Origin of the sequence: Streptomyces sp. NPDC002884 (genome assembly GCF_040295245.1) — a bacterium.
GTDB lineage: Bacteria > Actinomycetota > Actinomycetes > Streptomycetales > Streptomycetaceae > Streptomyces.
In genome coordinates this window covers 18,001-36,209 of record NZ_JBEOVB010000020.1, presented here as the reverse complement: position 1 = coordinate 36,209, position 18,209 = coordinate 18,001, and the positions used below count along the sequence as shown (strand labels likewise).

Here is an 18,209-nt window from a genome sequence, read left to right as displayed (position 1 = left end):
CTGCGCCGTCTGACGACGGTGGACGAGGTCGAGACGACCATCGGCCGCCCGGCACCCGTGATCATGCTCAAACAGATCAGCGCCCTCGACGAGGGCTGCCGGACCGTTCTCGCCCGGTGTCCGATCGCGGCCTTCGGCTACCGGGACACCGACGGCACCAGCAGGACGACCTTCATCGGCGGCAGGCCCGGGTTCGCACACGTCCACTCGCCCACGCGGATCTCGTTCACCCTGCCCGGCGCCGGCCACCCGCACGGTCCGGTCTCGTTCTTCTTCCTCCTGCCGGGCGTCGGGGAGCTCCTGCGCCTCAACGGTTCGGTGGCCGCGCACCAGGGGGCACGGACAACGGTCGACATCCACGAGGCGTACGTGCACTGCGCACAGGCCGTCCTCCGGTCCCGCCTGTGGCAGCCGCCCGGCCCGGCCGTACCGGCCGCCGAGATCGCGGGTGACGGGCCCCTGTGCCGACCCGGCGTCGCCGGGTTCCTGGCGGCGGCACCCTTCCTCGCGCTGTCCACGTGGGACTCGTCCGGCGGGAGCGACACGAGTCCGCGCGGGGACCGGGAGGCGGTGGCGCGGATCCTGGACGGCCGCACGCTGGTCGTCCCGGACCGGAAGGGCAACAAACGCGCCGACACGCTCCACAACCTGCTGCAGGACGACCGGCTCTCCTTCGCCGCACTCCTGCCGGGGCGCGGCGGTGTACTGCACGTCCGCGGCCGCGGCGCGATCACCGACGATCCCGCGCTGCTGGAGACGATGGCGCTGCGCGGGATGCCCCCGCACCTGGCGCTGCTCATCGACGTCGAGCACGCCGAGGTGTCCGGCAACGACGCCCTGGCGCGCTCGCGCCTGTGGACCCCGGGCGCGCACCTCGAACGCGGCACGATGCCGGACCTGTTGGCACTGGCGGGCGAACACCTCGCCGCCGGTTCGGCCGAGGCCGAGGGCGGGCCGCCCGCGTTCCTGCTGAAGGCGGTCGGGGCGATCCCGGGGATGCCCCGGTTGCTGCGGCTCGTGATGAACCGTGCCTACCGTTCCGGGCTGCGCAAAGAGGGCTACGAGGACGTCGAGCCCGGCGCGGGCGGTCGCCGCCGTGGCTTCCTGCGCCGGCGTCCGGCCGCCGACGGCGGGACGGAGCATCTTCTGCGGGAGGTGCGCGTCGTCGAGGTGCGCAGGGAGACACCGAGCGCGGTCACCCTCCTGCTGGAGGAAGCCGCCGAGAACCCCGGACCGTTCGACTTCCGGCCCGGCCAGTTCTTCACCCTCGTCGCCGACATCGACGGCCGCACGGTGCGACGGGCCTACTCGGCCTCGTCGGCACCCGGATCGAACCAGCTCGAGGTCACCGTCAAGCATGTCGAGGGCGGCCTGTTCTCCACCCACGTGCACCGCGGCCTCCGTGCCGGGGACCGCATCGCGGTGCGCGGCGAACACAGGGCCCACGGCGACGGCGCCGCAGGAGATGACCGTCGAGGAGGACGGGCACCCCGTCGGCACCGCGACGGTCGAGCCCGGCCGGACACTGCTCGACGCGGGCCTCGCCGCGGGGCTGCCGATGCCGTACTCCTGCACGGTCGGGAACTGCGGCGACTGCATGGTGAAGCTCCGCAGCGGAGAGGTGGCGCAGAACGAGCCGAACTGCCTCACGCCACGGCAGAAAGCCGACGGCTACGTGCTGACATGCGTGAGCTGCCCGCTGTCCGAGGTGACCCTCGACATCACGGACCCGTGAGCACCGGCTGATCGCGGGCGCCGCGGCTGCCGAGATCTCGCCACCGAAGCTCCGACCGTGTGCGGGCGCGGCTCGCGCAGCCGCCGAGACCCCCGTGGGGCGCCGCGCCGACGAGGAGGCGACGGGACCGACCGGGGAACGCGGGTCCGCCCGGAGCGCCGGTTGGCCGTACGGACGTCGGCTTCCTACGCTTCCTGGACGGGGTGTTGCGCGTGTCATGTCGTTCCGGGGGGAGCCGTGGTGCGGTATCGGGTCGGACGTTGGCCGTTGGTGGGACGCGAGCGGGAACTGGACGAGTTCGCCGCGGCGTCGAAGGACCGCACGTGCCGGGGCTTCCTGGTGTTCGGGGCGGCGGGGGTCGGCAAGTCCCGGCTGGCCGAGGAGTGTCTGGAGCGTGCCGCGGCAGGCGGGTCCCGGGTGGGCCGGGCCACCGCGACCGCCGCGGCCGGAGCCGTCCCGCTGGGGGCGATCGCGCATCTGCTGCCCGCGGGAGTGGATCTCCGCGACCCGGTCGCGGGGTTCGCCGCGGTCGCCGCACAACTCGCCGCGGACCAGGGAGGTCGGCAGCGGGTGCTGCTCGTCGACGACCTGCATTGGCTGGACTCGGCCTCGGCGGTGCTGTTGCGGCAGCTGATGGATGCCGGCGCCGTCCATCTGGTCGGCACGGTCCGCACCGGCGAGCCGTACGGCGAGGCCGTCGCGGCCCTCACGGGCGGGGACTCGGTGCGCCGGGTCGACCTGGCCGTGCTGGATTCCGCGCGGATCGGAGAACTGCTGGCGGCCGCACTCGGCAGACCCGTCGCCCGGCACACGGTGCACGAGCTGTCGGCCGCGAGCGGCGGCAACGTGCTGTACCTGCGCGAGCTGGTCCTCGGCGCGCTGGCCGCCGGAGACCTCACCGAGGACGGGGAGATCTGGCAGCTGCGCGAGGGCCGGCTGCCCGGCACCGCGCGGCTGGCCGAGGTGATCGGCACGCGGCTGGCGGGCGCCGACCTCGCCGGCCGGCCCGTCCTGGAGCTGCTGGCGCTGTGCGAACCGCTGCCGCTCGCCGACGCCGAGGCCGTCGCCGCGCCGCGCACCGTGGCGGACCTGGAGGAGGCCGGGCTGATCCGCGTCACCCAGGACCGCAGGCGCACCTCCGTGTCCCTGGCCCACCCGCTGTACGGCGAGGTCCTGCGCGCGGGACTGCCCGTGCTGCGCCGCCGGGCCCTGCTGCTGGAACAGGCGGTCCGCACCGAGGCCCGAGGCGCCCGCCGCCGCGGTGACCCGCTGCGGATCGCCATCTGGCGGCTGGCCGCCACCGGCACCGCCGACCCCGCCCTGCTCACCCAGGCCGCGGTGCTCGCCCGCCACGCCCACGACTACGCCCGGGCCGTCGCGCTCCTGCAGGCCGTACCCGAGGACCGTCACACCATCGCGACCCGCTCGATGCTCGGCGACGCCTTCTTCGAGATGGGCCGCTGGGCCGAGGCCGAGAAGGTGCTCGCCCGCGCGGACGAACTCGCCGACGGCGAGCGCGAGACGCTGGCGGTCGCCCTGGTCCGTACGACGAACCTGTTGTGGAGCAACGTCCCCGTCGCCGAGGCGCTCGCGGCCAACGACGCGGCCCTGGCGAGGATCACGCATCCCGTGGACCGCCGCAAACTCCAGATCAACGAGGGCTTCATACGGATCGCGGCCGGTCTGCCCGCCCAGGGGCTGACCCTGCTGGAGGACCTGGAGACGGATGTGAGCGAGGCCTCCGACGTGGACGCCTGGCTGCGCGGCGCCTGGATGAAGCCCGCCGGGCTGGCCCTGGTGGGCCGCACCCACGAGGCCGTCATCTGGGCGGAGCGCGCCCATGCCGGGCACCGCCGGGTCGACGAGAACGCCCTGGCCTCCCATCCCGCCTTCCAGCGCATCCCGCTCGTCCTCGCGCTCACCGAGGCGGGCCGCCCGGCCGAGGCCCGCCGGGCGGGCGAATCGGCCTACGCCGAACTCGTCGCCGTCGACTCGGTGGTGCGGGTGTGGCTGGCGGTCCTGCTCGGCCGTACGGAGTGGCTGGCGGGCCGGCCGGCGACCGCGCGCCGCTGGTGGGCCGAGGCCGCGGCGCTGGCCCGCACCTTCGACCACGCCATGGCCCTGCGCCTGGTCCTGGCCGGTCTCGCAGCCTGCGCGGCCGTACAGGGCGAGCTGGAGGCGGCCGAGGTGGCGCTGGCGGAACACCGCGAGCTGCCCACGCCCGAGCCGGGCCTGCTGTCGGCCGGCGAGGAACGTCTCGGCCAGGCATGGCTGCTGGCGGCCAAGGGACAGCTGGGCCAGGCCCGCTCGGTGCTCATCGCCGGCGCCCGCGCCGCCCGGGCCACCGGCCATGTCACCGGAGAGGCGCTGCTGCTGACCGACGTGGCCCGGCTCGGCGGGGCCCGCCAGGTCACGGGCCGGCTCACCGAGCTGGCACACGCCTGCGACGGTGAACTTCTCCCGGCCCGGGCACAACTGGCGCAGGCGCTCGCCGCCAACCGCCCCGAACGGCTGCTGCGGGCCGCCGACGCGTGTGAGGCCGTCGGCGCCGACCTGCTCACCGCCGAGGCGGCGGCCGCCGCCGCTGCCGCCTGGCACCGGGACCGTGAACCCCGCCGGGCCGCGGCCGCCGCGCGCAGGGCCGCCACGGCGGCGGCGCGCTGCGAAGGCGCGCGCACCCCGCTGCTCACGACGGCCCGGGCCGTCGCGCCGCTCACCGCCCGCGAGCGTGAGGTCGCGCTGCTCGCGGCGGTCGGCAACGCGAGCGTCGACATCGCCCGCGTCCTCACCCTCTCGGTGCGCACGGTCGACAACCACCTCCACCGCGCCTACGCCAAGCTCGGCGTCACGACCCGCCGCGAGCTGGCCCGGACGCTGGGGCAGGAGCCGCTCTCCGTGCGCCCGCAGGGCTGAGTAACGGCTACTCAAGCCGTGCGCCGACGCGCGCGGCACTCTCGTTCGTGGACACAACAGCCACGACTTTCGGGAGACACGGGGATGGAAGAGACAAGGACGGAAGAGACCGGAACGAAGGAATCGAAGAGTGCGGTCCGCCGCCGTCGCGGGCGAAGAGTCCTGGGGGGCGCCGCTCTGACGTCGGCGCTGGCCGCCACCGCGCTGCTGGCGCCGGCCGGCGTGGCCCAGGCCGCGCCCGCCGCCGCGCCGACGATCGTGGCCCAGCGCGTCGTCACCATCACCCAGGCGGACACGAACCGGTTCCTGGACGCACACGAGATCGAGAGTCTCGACTACCGGGTGGTCACCCGGCCGTTCCAGAACAACAGCACCCAGCAGTGGTTGCTGACCGACCTGAGCAACGGCCTCTCGACGATCCAGCAGATGAGCAACGGCCGCTATCTCGACGCCTACCAGGGGTCCGGCGACGACTACCGGGTCGTCACCCGCACCGCCGAGAACGACCCGACCCAGGCCTGGATCATCCTGCCGTCCACCAACGGCACCTACACGATCCAGGAGGCCAGCAACAGCCGGTACCTCGACGCCTACGAGCTGCCGTCCCAGGACTACCAGGTCGTCACCCGGCCGTGGAAGAACGCGGACGAGGAGCGGTGGCGGATCATCAACGTCTGACGTCCGACCCCCGACGTCCGACGTCTGACGTCGGCAGGCGGGCCGGCGGCGGGGCGGTCGTACGGGGCCGCCCCGCAGCCCGTCGGCGATGAGGACGCGGTCGCGGCGTGCCGCGGTGATGTCCTGGGTGCGTCCGGGTCATCGGGCGAAGCGGGGCTACGCCTCGTACACCCGGGTCAGTAGCGCGATCAGCTGCTGACGCTCGGCGGTGTCGAGCGGCGCCAGTAGCTCGGCGTTGGCCTGCTCGGCCAGTTTCGCGCAGCGTTCCAGGGTGTGTATGCCGGTCGGCGTGACCGTTACCGCGTTCTTGCGCCGGTCTCCCGAATCGGGTTCCCGTACGGCCAGCCCGGCCTCCTCCAGGTGATTGAGCAGGAGGACCACGTCCTTGGCATCAATGCTCAGCCGGCGCACCAGATCCGCCTGGGCAACCGGCCCGTATTCGGAAACCGCGGCGAGCACCGCATGGTGTGGCAACTTCAGCCCCTCTTCGGCGATCGCCTCGGCGACCAAGCTCCGGCCGCGTGCCGCTACCCGGCCGGCGAGCCAGCTCGGCAAGGACTGGATGTGCTCCAAGGCGCGGGGAGGTTCGGTACGGGCCATGAGCGCAGGCTACCCGGAAATCATTGGAGGTCCCAACGACCTTTCGCCTACAGTGACAGGTCATTGGAAATCCCAATGACTTTCCTTGTCGTGCCTGGAGGTGCGTGTATGCGTCGTGTCCGCTATGACGTCAACGGCGGCCCCGAGGTCCTCTTCACCGAGGAAGCCCCGGTCCCCGAGCCCGGCCCGGGCGAGCTGCTCGTACGCACCGAGGCCGTCGGGGTCACGCTGCCCGCAGTACGCAAGGTGCGCGACGGTACCGAGCCCTCTCCGCTCGGTGGCGAGGTGGCCGGCACTGTCGCCGCCGTCGGCGACGGCGCCACCGGATTCGCCGCGGGCGACCGCGTCACCGGCCTCTGCTTCTCCCACGCCTATGCCGATCTGGCCGTCGTCCATCAGACGATGGCCTCCCGCATACCCGACGGAGCGACGGCGGTCGACGCCGTGGCCCTGGTCCGCAGCGGCCTGGTAGCGCGTGGCGCCTACGAAGCCGGCCGTCCCGCCTCCGGTGACGCTGTCCTGGTCACCGCGGCGGCCAGTGCGGTCGGCACCCTCGCCCTCCAGTACGCGAAGGCAGGCGGAGCCTCCCGCGTGGTAGCAGCCGTCAGCAGCGCGGACAAGGCGGAGTTCGTCCGCTCCCTGGGCGCCGACGAGGTCGTGCTCTACGGGGAGGAGTCCTGGGGTGATCCGGTGGATATCGTCCTGGACGGGGTCGGCGGCGAGCTCCTCGGGCCGGCGGTGCGTGCCCTTGCCCCTGGCGGTCGTCTGGTCGCCTTCAGCTCGGGTGGCGGCACGATCGACGCGTACGACCTGCTCGTGCGGAGTGCCTCGGTCGTAGGCTTCCAGATGGCGGCCATCGCTCGCGGCAGGCCTGAGGAGTATGCGCGCTGGCGCGACGAACTCTGGGAACTCCACCGGACCGGTAAGCTGCGCGTCCTCGTGCACGCGGAGATCCCGCTCGACCAGGCCGTGCGAGCCCACGAGATCATCGAGTCCCGCCGCAACCTCGGCAAGGTCGTACTGGTCACCCAGGAGTAGGGTCGGGACCGACCCCTGACCCGGCCGATCGGTTCTGTGCCAAGGAGACATCTCGTCGGGGCATCCGCCAGGCCGGCGACTCGATGATATTTCGACCGGAATCGTGGGAGGGGTGGGCGAGTAAGTGGACAACGACCTGCGGCGTGCGGCTGTCTTGGCGCTGACCGCACTCGGGCGAAGCCGTGACTGGCGTGACCGGGCGGATGCCGGTCATGGCCTGGCGGGGTTCGCCGAGATGCCGGAGGCCCTCGGGCCGCTGCTGGAGCTTGTGCTCGACACGGGTGACACCTTCGTCACCCGGTGGACCGCTGAGGGTCTGCTTCGGCGCAAGGACAGAGCCGGGCTGGCGATCGTCGCTTCCGCACTGGCCGTCGCCAACTCGAATCACGGGGACTGGATCCACACCGCGGTCGTCGATGTGTTCAGCATCTTTCCCCACGACCTGGACGAGGCCCTGAGGCTGTGCGCGGAGATGTCGCGGGACGCCGACCGTCGCGTCGTCCTGGGGGCCCGTCAGCTGCACGAGATCCTGGCAGAGATCGATCCCGTTCTTCGTCCCGCGTAGCCGAGCCGGTCGGCATTCCCCGACGGACGTCGCATCGAGGGAGCGCGGGCAGGTGTCCTCGTGCACACGACCAGAGGTCCGCTCTCTCCCCCCGGCAAAGCCCCCGAGATTGCCACCTCGAATCGTCGCCGCGCGGGCTCACTCGAGTCACTCCGCGGTCCGCGAAAGCACGCCGTGGAGGTCGGTGCAGAGGTATAGAAACTGACGACTCGTCAGGTTACGCTCCGCGCATGATTTCCACGGTGGTCTGGGGTACCGGCAACGTCGGCCGTGCGGCGATCCGTGCGGTCGAGGCGCATCCGGCGCTCGATCTCGCGGCCGTGCTCGTTCACAACCCCGACAAGGTCGGGCGCGACGCGGGCGAACTCGGCGGCCTCGACCGGGGCCTGGGCATCTCGGCGACCGACGACATCGACGCCGTGCTGACCGCGGGCCCCCGGGCGGTGGTGTACGCGGCGTCGGGCGACATCCGGCCCGACGAGGCGCTGGCCGACATCGGCGCCGCGATCAGGGCGGGTGCCGTGGTCGTCACTCCGGCGCTGTACCCGCTCTACGACCAGCGCAACGCCCCGCCCGAGTTCCGGGACCCGGTGCTCGCCGCGATAGCCGACGGCGGAGGGTCGCTGTTCGTGTCCGGCGTCGACCCGGGCTGGGGCAATGACGTACTGCCCCTGCTGATGAGCGGCCTGGGCACGGTCGTCGACGCCGTCCGCTGCCAGGAGATCTTCGACTACTCCACGTACGAGCAGGAGGAGTCGGTGCGGTATCTCGTCGGGATGGGCCAGCCGATGGACTACGAGCCGCTGATGCTCGCCCCGTCGATCCCGACCATGGTGTGGGGCGGGCAGATTCGGCTGATGGCCAGGGCCCTCGGCGTCGAACTCGACGAGATCCGCGAGACCTTGCAGCGCCGCGCGCTCGACACGACGGTGAGCACCCGGACCATGGGCGAGTTCGAGGCGGGCACCCAGGGCGCGGTGCGGTTCGAGGTGCAGGGCTTCGTGAAGGGGGAACCCCGCCTCGTCATCGAGCACATCACCCGGATCCACCCGTCCTGCGCCCCGGAGTGGCCGTCGCCGCCCAACGGCGACGGGGCGCATCGAGTGATCATCGAGGGCCGCCCGCGCATCGAGGTCACCGTCGAGGCGACCGACGAGGGCGAGAACCGGTCCGCGGGCGGGAACGCCACCGCGGTCGGCCGACTGGTCGGCGCGATCGACTGGCTCGTGGAGGCGGAGCCCGGACTGTACGACGCGCTCGACGTCCCGCTGCGGCCGGCGGTAGGAAGGCTCGGCGGGAAGTGATGTCGACGCCCCCTTCCGTATCCCTCCGACACCCCCAGGACGCGCCTCCTGTCGCCGGCCGAGGCGAGGGGCGTACACGAAGGAGTCCCGGATGAACGTCGACATCCCCGAAGGCAAGAACCCGATCGAGTACGTGTGGGGCGACATGGTCCCCGGCATCGGGCTCGCCGCCGCGAACTTCTCGCTCTCCGTCTACGCCCATACGACCCTGGGACTGCGTGAGTTCGAGGCCGCGCGGCTCCGGATCGCGCAGATCAACGGCTGCCTCTTCTGCCTCGACTGGCGGACCGAGCGGGACGATCAGAAGGTCGAGGAGGAGTTCGCCGACGCGGTGGCCGAGTGGCGCACGACCGACGCCTTCGACGAACGCACCCGCCTGGCCGCCGAGTACGCGGAGCGGTACGCCCTGGACCACCACGGCCTCGACGAGGAGTTCTGGGACCGGATGACCGCGCACTACAGCCAGACCGAGATCGTGGAGCTGACCATGAGCCTCGGCTCGTGGCTGGCGTTCGGGCGGCTCAACCGTGTGCTGGGGCTCGACGCCATGTGCGTACTGCCGGGGCACTGAACCGGTTAGGGGCCGTCCGGCGAGTCCGGGCGGCCCTGGTTTCGTTCCTTTCCGGGCCCCTCCAGGGCCCCTCTCGCTCCTCGCTCCTTACGTCTCCTCTCCTCCCCCTTTCCGGACGGGGTCAGTTCGTTCCGGACGGCACAAGCGCGGGACACCGCTACAGGTCGGTGGCGATGATCTCTTCGATGTTTCTTTCGGCGAGTGCCGTGATGGTGACGAACGGATTGACGCTGGTGTTGCCCGGGACGAGCGCGCCGTCGATGACGTACAGACCCGGATGTCCGTGCAGGCGGCCGTAGTTGTCCGTCGCCTTGTTGAGCACGGCGCCACCGAGCGGGTGGTACGTGAGATGGTCGCCCCAGATCTTGTAGGCGCCGAAGAGGTCGGTGCGATAGATCGTCCCTTCCTTGGCGTTGATCTTGTCGAAGATCGTCTTGGCCATGTCGATGGACGGCTGCTTCCAGGCGGTCTGCCAGTTGAGGTCGACCGTGCCCGTCGCCGCGTTCCACGAGAACTGGGCGCGGTTGGGGTTCTTGGTGATCGACAAATAGAACGACGCGTACGTCTCGATGCCGGTGGGCAGGGGGGCCACCTCGGCGAACGCGCCGCCCGCCGCCCAGTTGTCGATGCCGGAGCACGGGATGGACGACTGCAGGGCGCCGGTGGCGTCCCACAGGTGGTTGGCGCGGCCGCACATCACATTGCCGTTGTCGCCCCAGCCCTTGCCCACCTCGCTGTTGAGGCCCGGGAGCGCGCCGGTCGCCTTGAGCTTGACCAGGAGCTTGCTGGTGCCGACGCTGCCGGCCGCGAAGAAGACCCGGTCCGCGGTGACGGTCTTGGTCGCGGTGGTGTTGCCGCTGGTGTCGATCCGGTCGATGACGACCGTGTAGCCGCCCGCTGTTGCCGGGGCGACCGAAGTGACCTTGTGCAGTGGTGAGATGGAGACCCGTCCGGTCGCCGTCGCCTGGGCGAGATAGGTCTTCTGCAGGGACTTCTTGCCATAGTTGTTGCCATAGAGGATCTCGCCCGCAAGCGCGGACTTGGGCACGGTCCCGGCAGCCTCCTGCTCCATGTAGTCCCAGTCGTACACGTCGGGCACGAAGACGAACGGGAAGCCCGACCGCTGGGCGTGCTTACGGCCGACCCGCGCGTACTGGTAGCAGGCGGCGGTCTCGAACCACGTCGGGTCGACCGTGCCGACGCCGAGACCCGCGTTGGCGCGCGGGTAGTAGACGGAGTACATCTCGTCGGCGTCGACCGACGGCAGGACGGCGCTGAAGTTCTCCCGCTTGGGCGTGACCGCCATGCCTCCGTTGACCAGTGAACCGCCGCCGACGCCCCGGCCCTGGTAGACGATGATGCCGCCCATCTCCTCGGCGTCCAGGACCCCGGTGTAGCGCGGGACGTCCTTGTCGATGGGAAAGCCGAGGAAGTTGCTGAGCGGCTGCTTCGTCCTGGTGCGCAGCCAGAAGGACCGGTAGTCGGGGGTCGTCGTGTTGGCGAAGATCTTGCCGTCCGACCCGGGGGTGTCCCAGGCCATGCCCATCTCGATCATGTGGACGTCGACACCCGCCTGGGCCAGGCGCAGAGCGGCCACGGAGCCGCCGTATCCGGTGCCGATCACGAGGACGGGCACGTGCGCGCCCTGTTCGATCACCGCGGCTGCGGCTGTGGTGGCGGCATGGGCCGGGACCACCTGCGCGGCGAGCGCGGCCGACCCGAGAAGAGAACCAGTTCCAGCGATGAATCTTCGACGGGATACGCCTTTCAGGCGCGTCCCACGTGGGGAATCGTCGTTCATGCGCGGCTCCTCACTCTCTATAGAGTGAAACGGGTTCTACTTGCACCCACATGAGAAGTCACGCCATACCCTGAGGTAACTTTCAAAAGATCACATAATGGTCATCACGCGCACCGGCAAGTCCCAGATCAGCGACCCGCGGCACCGACTTGTCCTCATGCCTGGGTGAGAGGTGCGGCCTGGACTGTGGTGTCGAGCGCGGCGCTCTGCAACGCCGTGATGCGCTCGATGACGAGGCCCAGCAGCACGGCCGCCGCGATCATGAGGGCCTGCGCGACCACGAGGAAGGCCATCGACCCCGAGGCCGCCCGGCCCCACAGCGCGAGCACCGCCGCGTGCGTGATCCAGGCGCCCCACCACAGGTTCACCAGTGTCGTGTCCCGCTTCTGGTCCCAGGACAGCGAGCTCGCGCGCCCGATGTCCAGGACGAGCCGGCGCGGGACGAAGAAGTTGACCACGGGTATGAACCACGCCCCGATCGTCCAGCCCCGACCCGGGACCGAGGCCCGAGGGGACAGCTCCTGGGCGTTGCGCCGGGACCGGGCGAGCCACACGAGGAACAGCACGATCGCGAGAGTCATCAGATAGAGGAAGATCATCGAGACGAAGCCCGACCTGTGCAGGGTCGCGTCCGTGTGGTGCAGGTACTGATCCCGGACCGCCGCCGCACGGAACGCGTCCGCCGCGGCGGCCACCGCTGTCGCCGCCTGCGCCGAGCGGGCAAGGAACCAGGGAGCTTTGCGGGCGGTGCTCGTCATCGTCTTCTGCCTGTCTCGGAGGCGGGTGGGTCCGCAGCGAGGAAGCGCAGCTTGCCTGACGGCGAACAGAGCCCGGGACGCGTCCCATCGCCCCGGACCAGAGGCGCTCCCGCTTGTCCGGTCAGGCCTCGGGCGCCTCGGTTGGTGAACGGCGGGTGCTGGCGCCGGTGTCGCCTGCGGCGGCGGGGAAGAGGCGCTGGACGGCGGCGACGACGGCGGCGCGTCGGGCTGCCGGGGAGGGGTCGCGGACCTGGTCGGTGGCCGCGTCCACGAGATCGAGCTGACCGGACCAGGCCATGGCGATCTGGTTGACGAAGACGAGGATGTCGATGGGCTCCCAGGCGGGATCCAGGTGGCCGGCTTCCTGGGCCTTGCGGAGCTGCTCAACCTTGCGGCGAACGGTCTCCCGGGTGGCATGGTCGGCGGTCGTGCCCGCGAATTCCATTCGGCCCCAGCTCATGAGCCGGAAGCGGTCGGGGTGGAGCAGGAAGTAGTCGTGCACCCGGCCGGCGTACTCGGGCAGGTCGGCGGGGTCCAGGCGGGTGGCCTCGGCCACCGCGGCCATCTCCTGTTCGGCGACGAATGCGTAGAGGGCCTCCTTGCTGCGGAAGTACGCGTAGAGGCGTTCCGAGCTGGTCTTCGCGGCCTTGGCGATGCGCGAGATCCGCGCGCCGGCTATCCCGTAGCGGGCGAACTCGGCCCTGGCCGCGGTGACGATGCGATCACGGGTCGAGTCTGCGCTGGTCGAAGAGGCCATGTCGTAAGCCTACCTAACCAAAAAGGTCTGTTTGGCAAGGGCTGCCCGCAGGGCGTACGGTCAAAGCAAACATTTTGGTTTGATCTGAGGAGCACGACATGCAGCACCGGACACTCGGCAGCCAGGGCCTGGAGGTCTCGGCGATCGGCTACGGCTCGATGGGCCTGACGATGGCCTACGGCCCCGGCGACGAGCAGGAGGGCGTCGCCGCCATTCGGCGCGCCCACGACCTCGGCGTCACCTTCTTCGACACCGCTGAGCTCTACGGCTGGGGCACCGGCTCCAACGAGATCCTGGTCGGCAAGGCGGTCAGGGACTTCCGGGACGAGGTGGTCCTGGCCACCAAGTTCGGCTTCGACCTGTCCAACCTGTCCGAGGGGTTCGGACTCGACAGCCGTCCCGACAACATCCGCAAGGTCACCGACAACAGCCTGCGCTACCTCGGCACCGACCACATCGACGTCCTCTACCAGCACCGCGTCGACCCGGACGTCCCTGTCGAGGACGTCGCCGGCACCGTCAAGGAACTCATCGACGCGGGCAAGGTGAAGTACTTCGGTCTGAGCGAAGCCGGACCGGAAACCATCCGTCGCGCGCACGCGGTACAGCCGGTCTCCGTCCTCCAGACCGAGTACTCGCTGTTCGAGCGGGACGTCGAGCAGCTCTTCCCGGTCCTGGACGAACTCGGCATCGGCTTTGTCGCCTACTCCCCGCTGGGCCGCGGCTTCATCACCGGCACCGCCAAGCCCGCCGGAGAATACGACGCCACGGACATGCGCAACTCCGACCCGCGTTGGGCTCCGGGCAATTTCGAGAAGAACGTCGAGGCCGTCAACCGGCTCGCGGACCTGGCCGCGTCCAACGGCGTCACCGTCTCGCAACTGGCGCTGGCCTGGCTGCTCACGCGCGGCGAGCACGTCGTGCCGATCCCCGGCACCCGTAGCCCCCAGCGCATTGAGGAGAACAGCGGCGCCGCCGATGTCACGCTGACTGAGGCCGACCTGGCCGCCATCGACGAGATCCTGCCCCACGGCGGCTTCGGCGCCCGTTATGCGGAGGGCCACGTGCCCACCTGGATCTGACCCCGCCCCCGGGCCGGAACCGCCGCTCCCTGCAACCCGCTCACCCGCTCACCCACTGCGGTCCGGATCGGCCGGCGTCCGGATGGGACGCCCGGCTCCGGCCTTGCCGCCGGCCGACGGCAAGGCCGGATCCCGATATCGGGGGTCTTCTTCGCTGACACAGCGACTCCTGCCGTCCGTATTCGTTGACAGGACAGCGGCCAGGCACGCCGGACGAGACGAGTGCCTGGCGGACCACAGGAGAGCAGGCGCGCATGAACCACAGTGCTCACATCGAGGCCGTCTACGCACAGGTCTGCCGGCGCAACGCCGGTGAGACCGAGTTCCACCAGGCGGTGGGAGAGGTGCTGCACACACTGGCGCCGGCATTGCAGGCGCACCCGGAGTACGTCGACGCGTTGATCCCCGAGCGGCTGTGCGAGCCCGAGCGGCAGCTGATCTTCCGGGTGCCGTGGGTGGACGACGCGGGGCGGGTACAGGTCAACCGCGGCTTCCGGGTCGAGTTCAGCAGCGCGCTCGGCCCCTACAAGGGCGGTCTGCGCTTCCATCCGAGCGTGAACCTCGGCATCGTGAAGTTCCTGGGCTTCGAGCAGATCTTCAAGAACGCGCTGACCGGACTGGCGATCGGCGGCGGCAAGGGCGGCTCGGACTTCGACCCCAAGGGCCGCAGCGACCACGAGGTCATGCGCTTCTGCCAGGCGTTCATGACCGAGCTGTACCGGCACCTGGGCGAGCACACCGACGTCCCCGCCGGTGACATCGGGGTGGGCGGACGCGAGATCGGCTACCTCTTCGGCCAGTACAAGCGGATCACCAACCGCTTCGAGGCGGGAGTGCTCACCGGCAAGGGCATCTCCTGGGGCGGCTCGCAGGCCCGGACCGAGGCCACCGGCTACGGCGCCGTGTACTTCGCGCAGGAGATGCTGGCCACCCGCGGACAAGGACTCGACGGCCGCAAGGTCGTGGTCTCCGGCTCGGGGAACGTGGCGGTCTACGCGATCGAAAAGGTGCAGGCACTGGGCGGGTCCGTAGTGGCCTGTTCGGACTCCTCCGGGTATCTGGTCGATGCGGACGGCATCGACCTGGAGCTGCTGAAGACGGTCAAGGAGGTTCGGCGGGCGCGCCTGTCGGCCTACGCGGAGGTCAAGCCCACGGCACGGTTCTCCGACCGGGGCTCGGTGTTCGAGGTGCCCTGCGACATCGCGCTGCCGTGCGCCACGCAGAACGAACTGGGCGGACAGGAAGCCGGGGTGCTGGTGAAGAACGGAGTCCTGGCCGTTGCCGAGGGCGCCAACATGCCGTGCACCCCGGAGGCGATCGAGGTCTTCCGCGAGGCGGGCGTCCTGTTCGGTCCCGGCAAGGCCGCCAACGCGGGCGGCGTGGCCACCTCCGCGCTGGAGATGCAGCAGAACGCCTCCCGCGACGTGTGGACCTTCGAGCAGACCGAGACCCGTCTGGCAGCCGTCATGCGGGGTGTCCACGCCCAGTGCCGCACCACCGCCGAGATGTACGGAGGCACCCCCGACGACTACGTCCTGGGCGCCAACATCGCGGGCTTCCTGCGGGTGGCGGAAGCGATGACGGCTCAGGGCGTCGTATAGACGCGGGACCCACGCTGCTGCTCGTCGTCATGGTGAACCGTGCCTGACTGACGGCCACAGCCGCGCACAACCGGGCCCGACCAGGTGTCGGGCCCGGGAGCCGCTGCCGGACGAGCTCGCCGACCACCGCACGAGAAGTGGGGCCGCCCGGAGATGCTCCGGGCGGCCCCACTTCTGGGGTGGCGTCGTGGGTCTGACGGGTCAATGGTTCTGGTAGTAGCCGCCGACCTGCTCGTGGTAGCCGGCGTCACCGAGGTGCTTGTCCTTGTCGAACTCGGGGGAGCTCTTGATCTGCTCCTTCGTCAGACCGACATGGATCGTGCGCTCGGCATGGTCGACCGTCCTCACGGTCCCGGCCGGCAGGAGAACGTGCTTGCCGAAGATCCATACGCCGGTGTCGACGACGAGGTACGCGGAGTCGACGTCGTCCGAGTGCTTGTCGACCTTGCCGATGCTGCCGTCGGTCGCCTCGACCGTGTATCCGATCAGGTCGGTTCCCGCAGTGTGGCCGGTGGTCGGCTGATAGCCCCAGATGCTGTCACTCATGAATACGGCTCCCTCATCGAGATTATTCACTACCTCCGCAGTGGAACTGCGAAGTCGTTCTGACCCCGTTGAATAGGGTGATGTCTGCTCAGGAATTCGGGTGCCCGGTCTTCCGGATCCAAAACTCACACCGAAAGCAACTGCCGAAAGCACCCATGTCAGACGTGATCGGCGTCCGTTTACCAGCGGTACCAGCGACCCCGCTTGCCGCCGCTCGCCGCAGGGCGGATCACGAACCCGAGGACCCACACGATCAGCACGATGACAGCGATCCACCACAGGGCCTTGAGTGCGAAACCGGCACCGAAGAGGATCAGGGCAAGAAGAAGAACGAGAAGAACAGGAACCATAGTTATCAACCTCCGAACCCTCGTGTGCCCTGCCGAGAGTTCTTCACTCATGTTGGTTCTCTGTACTTGTCAGTGAGCTCAGAGCCGGGAAATCCGGTGCAGGAGTTCTGCCTCGCTGTACTCACGGGCGAGATGGATCCGTTCAGCCCGCGGCTCTCGGCGCGAAATCGGCGTCCCTGCCCGTTCGTGAACCGGAGCTCTGTGCAAGACGGCTCGGCTGGTCGACGCGGAGCAGCTGTGGCTCTCGGCTTCAGCGGGTGAACGTCTCGGCCAGGCGCACCTTGTAGCCGTCCTCCTCCATGAGGACGACGGTGACGCCGAAGGGGTTGGGGTGGTCCATCTCCAGAGGGATGAAGGAGTACGTGACGGCGGCCTGGACGGGCGCCACCAGGTCGCCGCCGGGCTGCGGCGCGAGGGCCGGCAGCCAGTCGGGGACCACCGAGGCCGTGCCGTCGGGGCCGCGGGCCACGACGTTCTCGGTGTACGGGAACCGGTGCAGCACGTGTCCACCGCGGTCGGCCTGGACCAGGTTCAGGCATGGGGCCGGGCCGTCGGCGGGCAGGCCGCAGGCGGTGGCGACGTCGGCGGTCTCCCACGCGAGCACGATCTCGTCCGCGCCGGCCGCGGCGGCGATGGTGGACAGTTGCGCGATACCCGTGAGGGCGTCCTCGCTCGTCGTGAACGGGCGCGCCCAGACCATGCCGACCAGTTCGCCGCCCACGAGCGGCATGATGACCGGCCGGGGCGCGGCGCCCTGTTCCAGGCCCGCGGCGCACGCGTTCTTCACCGAGTCGACCAGCGCGTCCCAGATCTGCCCGTCCATGAAGTCCCTTTCGACACCGGCCGTCTTCGTGACGTCCGACCTTGTCACGCGGACGCCCGACGCGCCAAAGCGCCGGTCCTCGGACGCGACCCGGAGGCCGGGGACACGGGTCGCGGCCCGCTGCCGGAGGGGGCGGGGCGGGACGGGACACGGGCGGGACACGGGCGGGGCCGGGGGAGCGGGGCCTGCGTCGGCCGGTGACGGTGGTGGTGAAAATCGGATGCCCGGCTCCGGGCCGGTCCGCTACCGTTTCCGTCGTGCAGGTGCGCAGGCTGCGGATACTTCGCCTATCAAGCGGGTAACGCGGGTTCGAATCCCGCCGTCGACCCCGGTCGGCGTCGTCCAGCGGCCCAGGACGCCTACGTCTCCGTCGCCGACCCTGATCTCTGCACACTCACGGCGTGAGCCGCCCGCCTCGGGGGACGAGGGCGGGCGGCTCTCCTCCGGCAGCCTCAGCGCTGTATCCGGGCCGCTCCCGGGGGACGGAGCAGGGCCTTCAAGGGCTGACGACCGTACGTCACGACAAGCCCGGACAACTCGGTGCGGCCGGCCCGCACGGTGTTGCCGGACGGGCGCCGCCCTGATGGGCGGCGGTGCACGAACTCAGCCGGCCAGTGTGCCCTGGTGGAAGTAGAGCCGCCAGCTCGTATCCGTCAGCCGCCACAAGGAGCTCCGCCATACCCGGCGGCCCTGGTTGTCCGCGAAGTACGTCAGATGAACGATCCCGGGGGCGAGGACGACTCCGGACACTTCACTGACCTTCACCGGAGACTCCGGGGAGACGCTCTCGCCACTCGTCACCGTGAGGATCGACTCCACGTCCCACCAACGCCCGGAAGCCCCGATCTCGGTGAACTCAGGGTCCAGGAGCTCCAGGACACGGTCCGGGGAAGCGCGCACCTCAGGATCGAGAAGCCGCATCTCTCCGTCGACGGCCGCCCGCACGGCCTGCTCGTGCACGTCATCCACATCCACCATGCAGAAACCCTACGAACACGGCGGCCCGAGGAACAGCGAAATTTCCACGCACCGCCCCGACCGGCTCATTGCCGATCGGGGCTACGACCAACTGAGCTTCGTCACCAGC

17 protein-coding genes and 1 pseudogene are annotated in these 18,209 nt (G+C 70.4%); 10 read left to right on the top strand and 8 right to left on the bottom strand.

Annotation, left to right across the window (positions count from 1 at the left end):
* Positions 1–63 precede the first annotated feature (63 nt).
* From ABT070_RS30900 to ABT070_RS30885, 4 genes and pseudogenes are all read left to right on the top strand, one after another.
* Positions 64–1,374, top strand: a pseudogene (locus ABT070_RS30900) (pyridoxamine 5'-phosphate oxidase family protein); the annotation flags it as partial.
* Positions 1,358–1,735: a 2Fe-2S iron-sulfur cluster-binding protein gene (locus ABT070_RS30895; protein ID WP_351765484.1), complete on the top strand. Its 378-nt coding sequence runs from the start codon at positions 1,358–1,360 to the stop codon at positions 1,733–1,735. The pseudogene ABT070_RS30900 and the gene ABT070_RS30895, both read left to right, overlap by 17 nt.
* Positions 1,736–2,005: 270 nt before the next feature.
* Positions 2,006–4,648, top strand: a complete 2,643-nt coding sequence (locus tag ABT070_RS30890) for a LuxR C-terminal-related transcriptional regulator (protein WP_351765357.1) — start codon at positions 2,006–2,008, stop codon at positions 4,646–4,648.
* An 84-nt stretch (positions 4,649–4,732) separates the two neighbouring features.
* Complete coding sequence (locus ABT070_RS30885; RefSeq protein WP_351765355.1) at positions 4,733–5,326, top strand: RICIN domain-containing protein; 594 nt, start codon at positions 4,733–4,735, stop codon at positions 5,324–5,326.
* Positions 5,327–5,482: 156 nt separating this feature from the next.
* Here ABT070_RS30885 and ABT070_RS30880 read toward each other — a convergent pair whose 3' ends face one another.
* Positions 5,483–5,926 carry a MarR family winged helix-turn-helix transcriptional regulator gene (locus ABT070_RS30880; protein ID WP_351765353.1) on the bottom strand — a complete coding sequence of 148 codons (444 nt, stop codon included), beginning with the start codon at positions 5,924–5,926 and terminating at the stop codon, positions 5,483–5,485.
* Between the two features lie 108 nt (positions 5,927–6,034).
* On the opposite strand from ABT070_RS30880, the gene ABT070_RS30875 reads away from it, so the two are divergent.
* From ABT070_RS30875 to ABT070_RS30860, 4 genes are all read left to right on the top strand, one after another.
* On the top strand, positions 6,035–6,964 hold the full coding sequence (locus ABT070_RS30875) for a quinone oxidoreductase family protein (RefSeq protein WP_351765351.1): 930 nt from the start codon (positions 6,035–6,037) through the stop codon (positions 6,962–6,964).
* A 124-nt stretch (positions 6,965–7,088) separates the two neighbouring features.
* Positions 7,089–7,529, top strand: a complete 441-nt coding sequence (locus tag ABT070_RS30870; RefSeq protein WP_351765349.1) for a hypothetical protein — start codon at positions 7,089–7,091, stop codon at positions 7,527–7,529.
* 230 nt (positions 7,530–7,759) lie between these two features.
* A complete protein-coding gene (locus ABT070_RS30865) occupies positions 7,760–8,833 on the top strand; it encodes an NAD(P)H-dependent amine dehydrogenase family protein (RefSeq protein ID WP_351765347.1) in 1,074 nt (357 codons plus the stop codon).
* Positions 8,834–8,924: 91 nt separating this feature from the next.
* Complete coding sequence (locus tag ABT070_RS30860; protein ID WP_351765345.1) at positions 8,925–9,404, top strand: carboxymuconolactone decarboxylase family protein; 480 nt, start codon at positions 8,925–8,927, stop codon at positions 9,402–9,404.
* Between the two features lie 157 nt (positions 9,405–9,561).
* Here ABT070_RS30860 and ABT070_RS30855 read toward each other — a convergent pair whose 3' ends face one another.
* From ABT070_RS30855 to ABT070_RS30845, 3 genes are all read right to left on the bottom strand, one after another.
* Positions 9,562–11,205: a GMC oxidoreductase gene (locus tag ABT070_RS30855; RefSeq protein WP_351765343.1), complete on the bottom strand. Its 1,644-nt coding sequence runs from the start codon at positions 11,203–11,205 to the stop codon at positions 9,562–9,564.
* Positions 11,206–11,360: 155 nt separating this feature from the next.
* Positions 11,361–11,963 (bottom strand): DUF4328 domain-containing protein, encoded by a 603-nt coding sequence (locus tag ABT070_RS30850; RefSeq protein WP_351765341.1) that lies wholly within the window; start codon positions 11,961–11,963, stop codon positions 11,361–11,363.
* 121 nt (positions 11,964–12,084) lie between these two features.
* A complete protein-coding gene (locus ABT070_RS30845) occupies positions 12,085–12,720 on the bottom strand; it encodes a TetR/AcrR family transcriptional regulator (protein WP_351765339.1) in 636 nt (211 codons plus the stop codon).
* A gap of 98 nt (positions 12,721–12,818) precedes the next feature.
* Here ABT070_RS30845 and ABT070_RS30840 point away from each other — a divergent pair, with 98 nt between their 5' ends.
* Positions 12,819–13,802 (top strand): aldo/keto reductase, encoded by a 984-nt coding sequence (locus ABT070_RS30840; protein ID WP_351765337.1) that lies wholly within the window; start codon positions 12,819–12,821, stop codon positions 13,800–13,802.
* 254 nt (positions 13,803–14,056) lie between these two features.
* Positions 14,057–15,403, top strand: coding sequence for an NADP-specific glutamate dehydrogenase (gene gdhA / locus ABT070_RS30835; protein ID WP_351765335.1), 1,347 nt, complete (start codon positions 14,057–14,059; stop codon positions 15,401–15,403).
* Positions 15,404–15,604: 201 nt separating this feature from the next.
* On the opposite strand, the gene ABT070_RS30830 is transcribed toward gdhA, so the two are convergent.
* The 4 genes from ABT070_RS30830 to ABT070_RS30815 all read right to left on the bottom strand — a co-directional run bounded on the left by ABT070_RS30830 (position 15,605) and on the right by ABT070_RS30815 (position 18,100).
* Entirely contained in the window at positions 15,605–15,949 is a 345-nt protein-coding gene (locus ABT070_RS30830; protein ID WP_351765333.1) for a ribosome maturation factor RimM, read from the bottom strand.
* 179 nt (positions 15,950–16,128) lie between these two features.
* Positions 16,129–16,299 (bottom strand): hypothetical protein, encoded by a 171-nt coding sequence (locus ABT070_RS30825; protein ID WP_054240969.1) that lies wholly within the window; start codon positions 16,297–16,299, stop codon positions 16,129–16,131.
* Between the two features lie 250 nt (positions 16,300–16,549).
* Positions 16,550–17,170 (bottom strand): hypothetical protein, encoded by a 621-nt coding sequence (locus ABT070_RS30820; protein ID WP_351765331.1) that lies wholly within the window; start codon positions 17,168–17,170, stop codon positions 16,550–16,552.
* A 555-nt stretch (positions 17,171–17,725) separates the two neighbouring features.
* A complete protein-coding gene (locus tag ABT070_RS30815; RefSeq protein WP_351765329.1) occupies positions 17,726–18,100 on the bottom strand; it encodes a nuclear transport factor 2 family protein in 375 nt (124 codons plus the stop codon).
* Between the last annotated feature and the right edge of the window lie 109 nt (positions 18,101–18,209).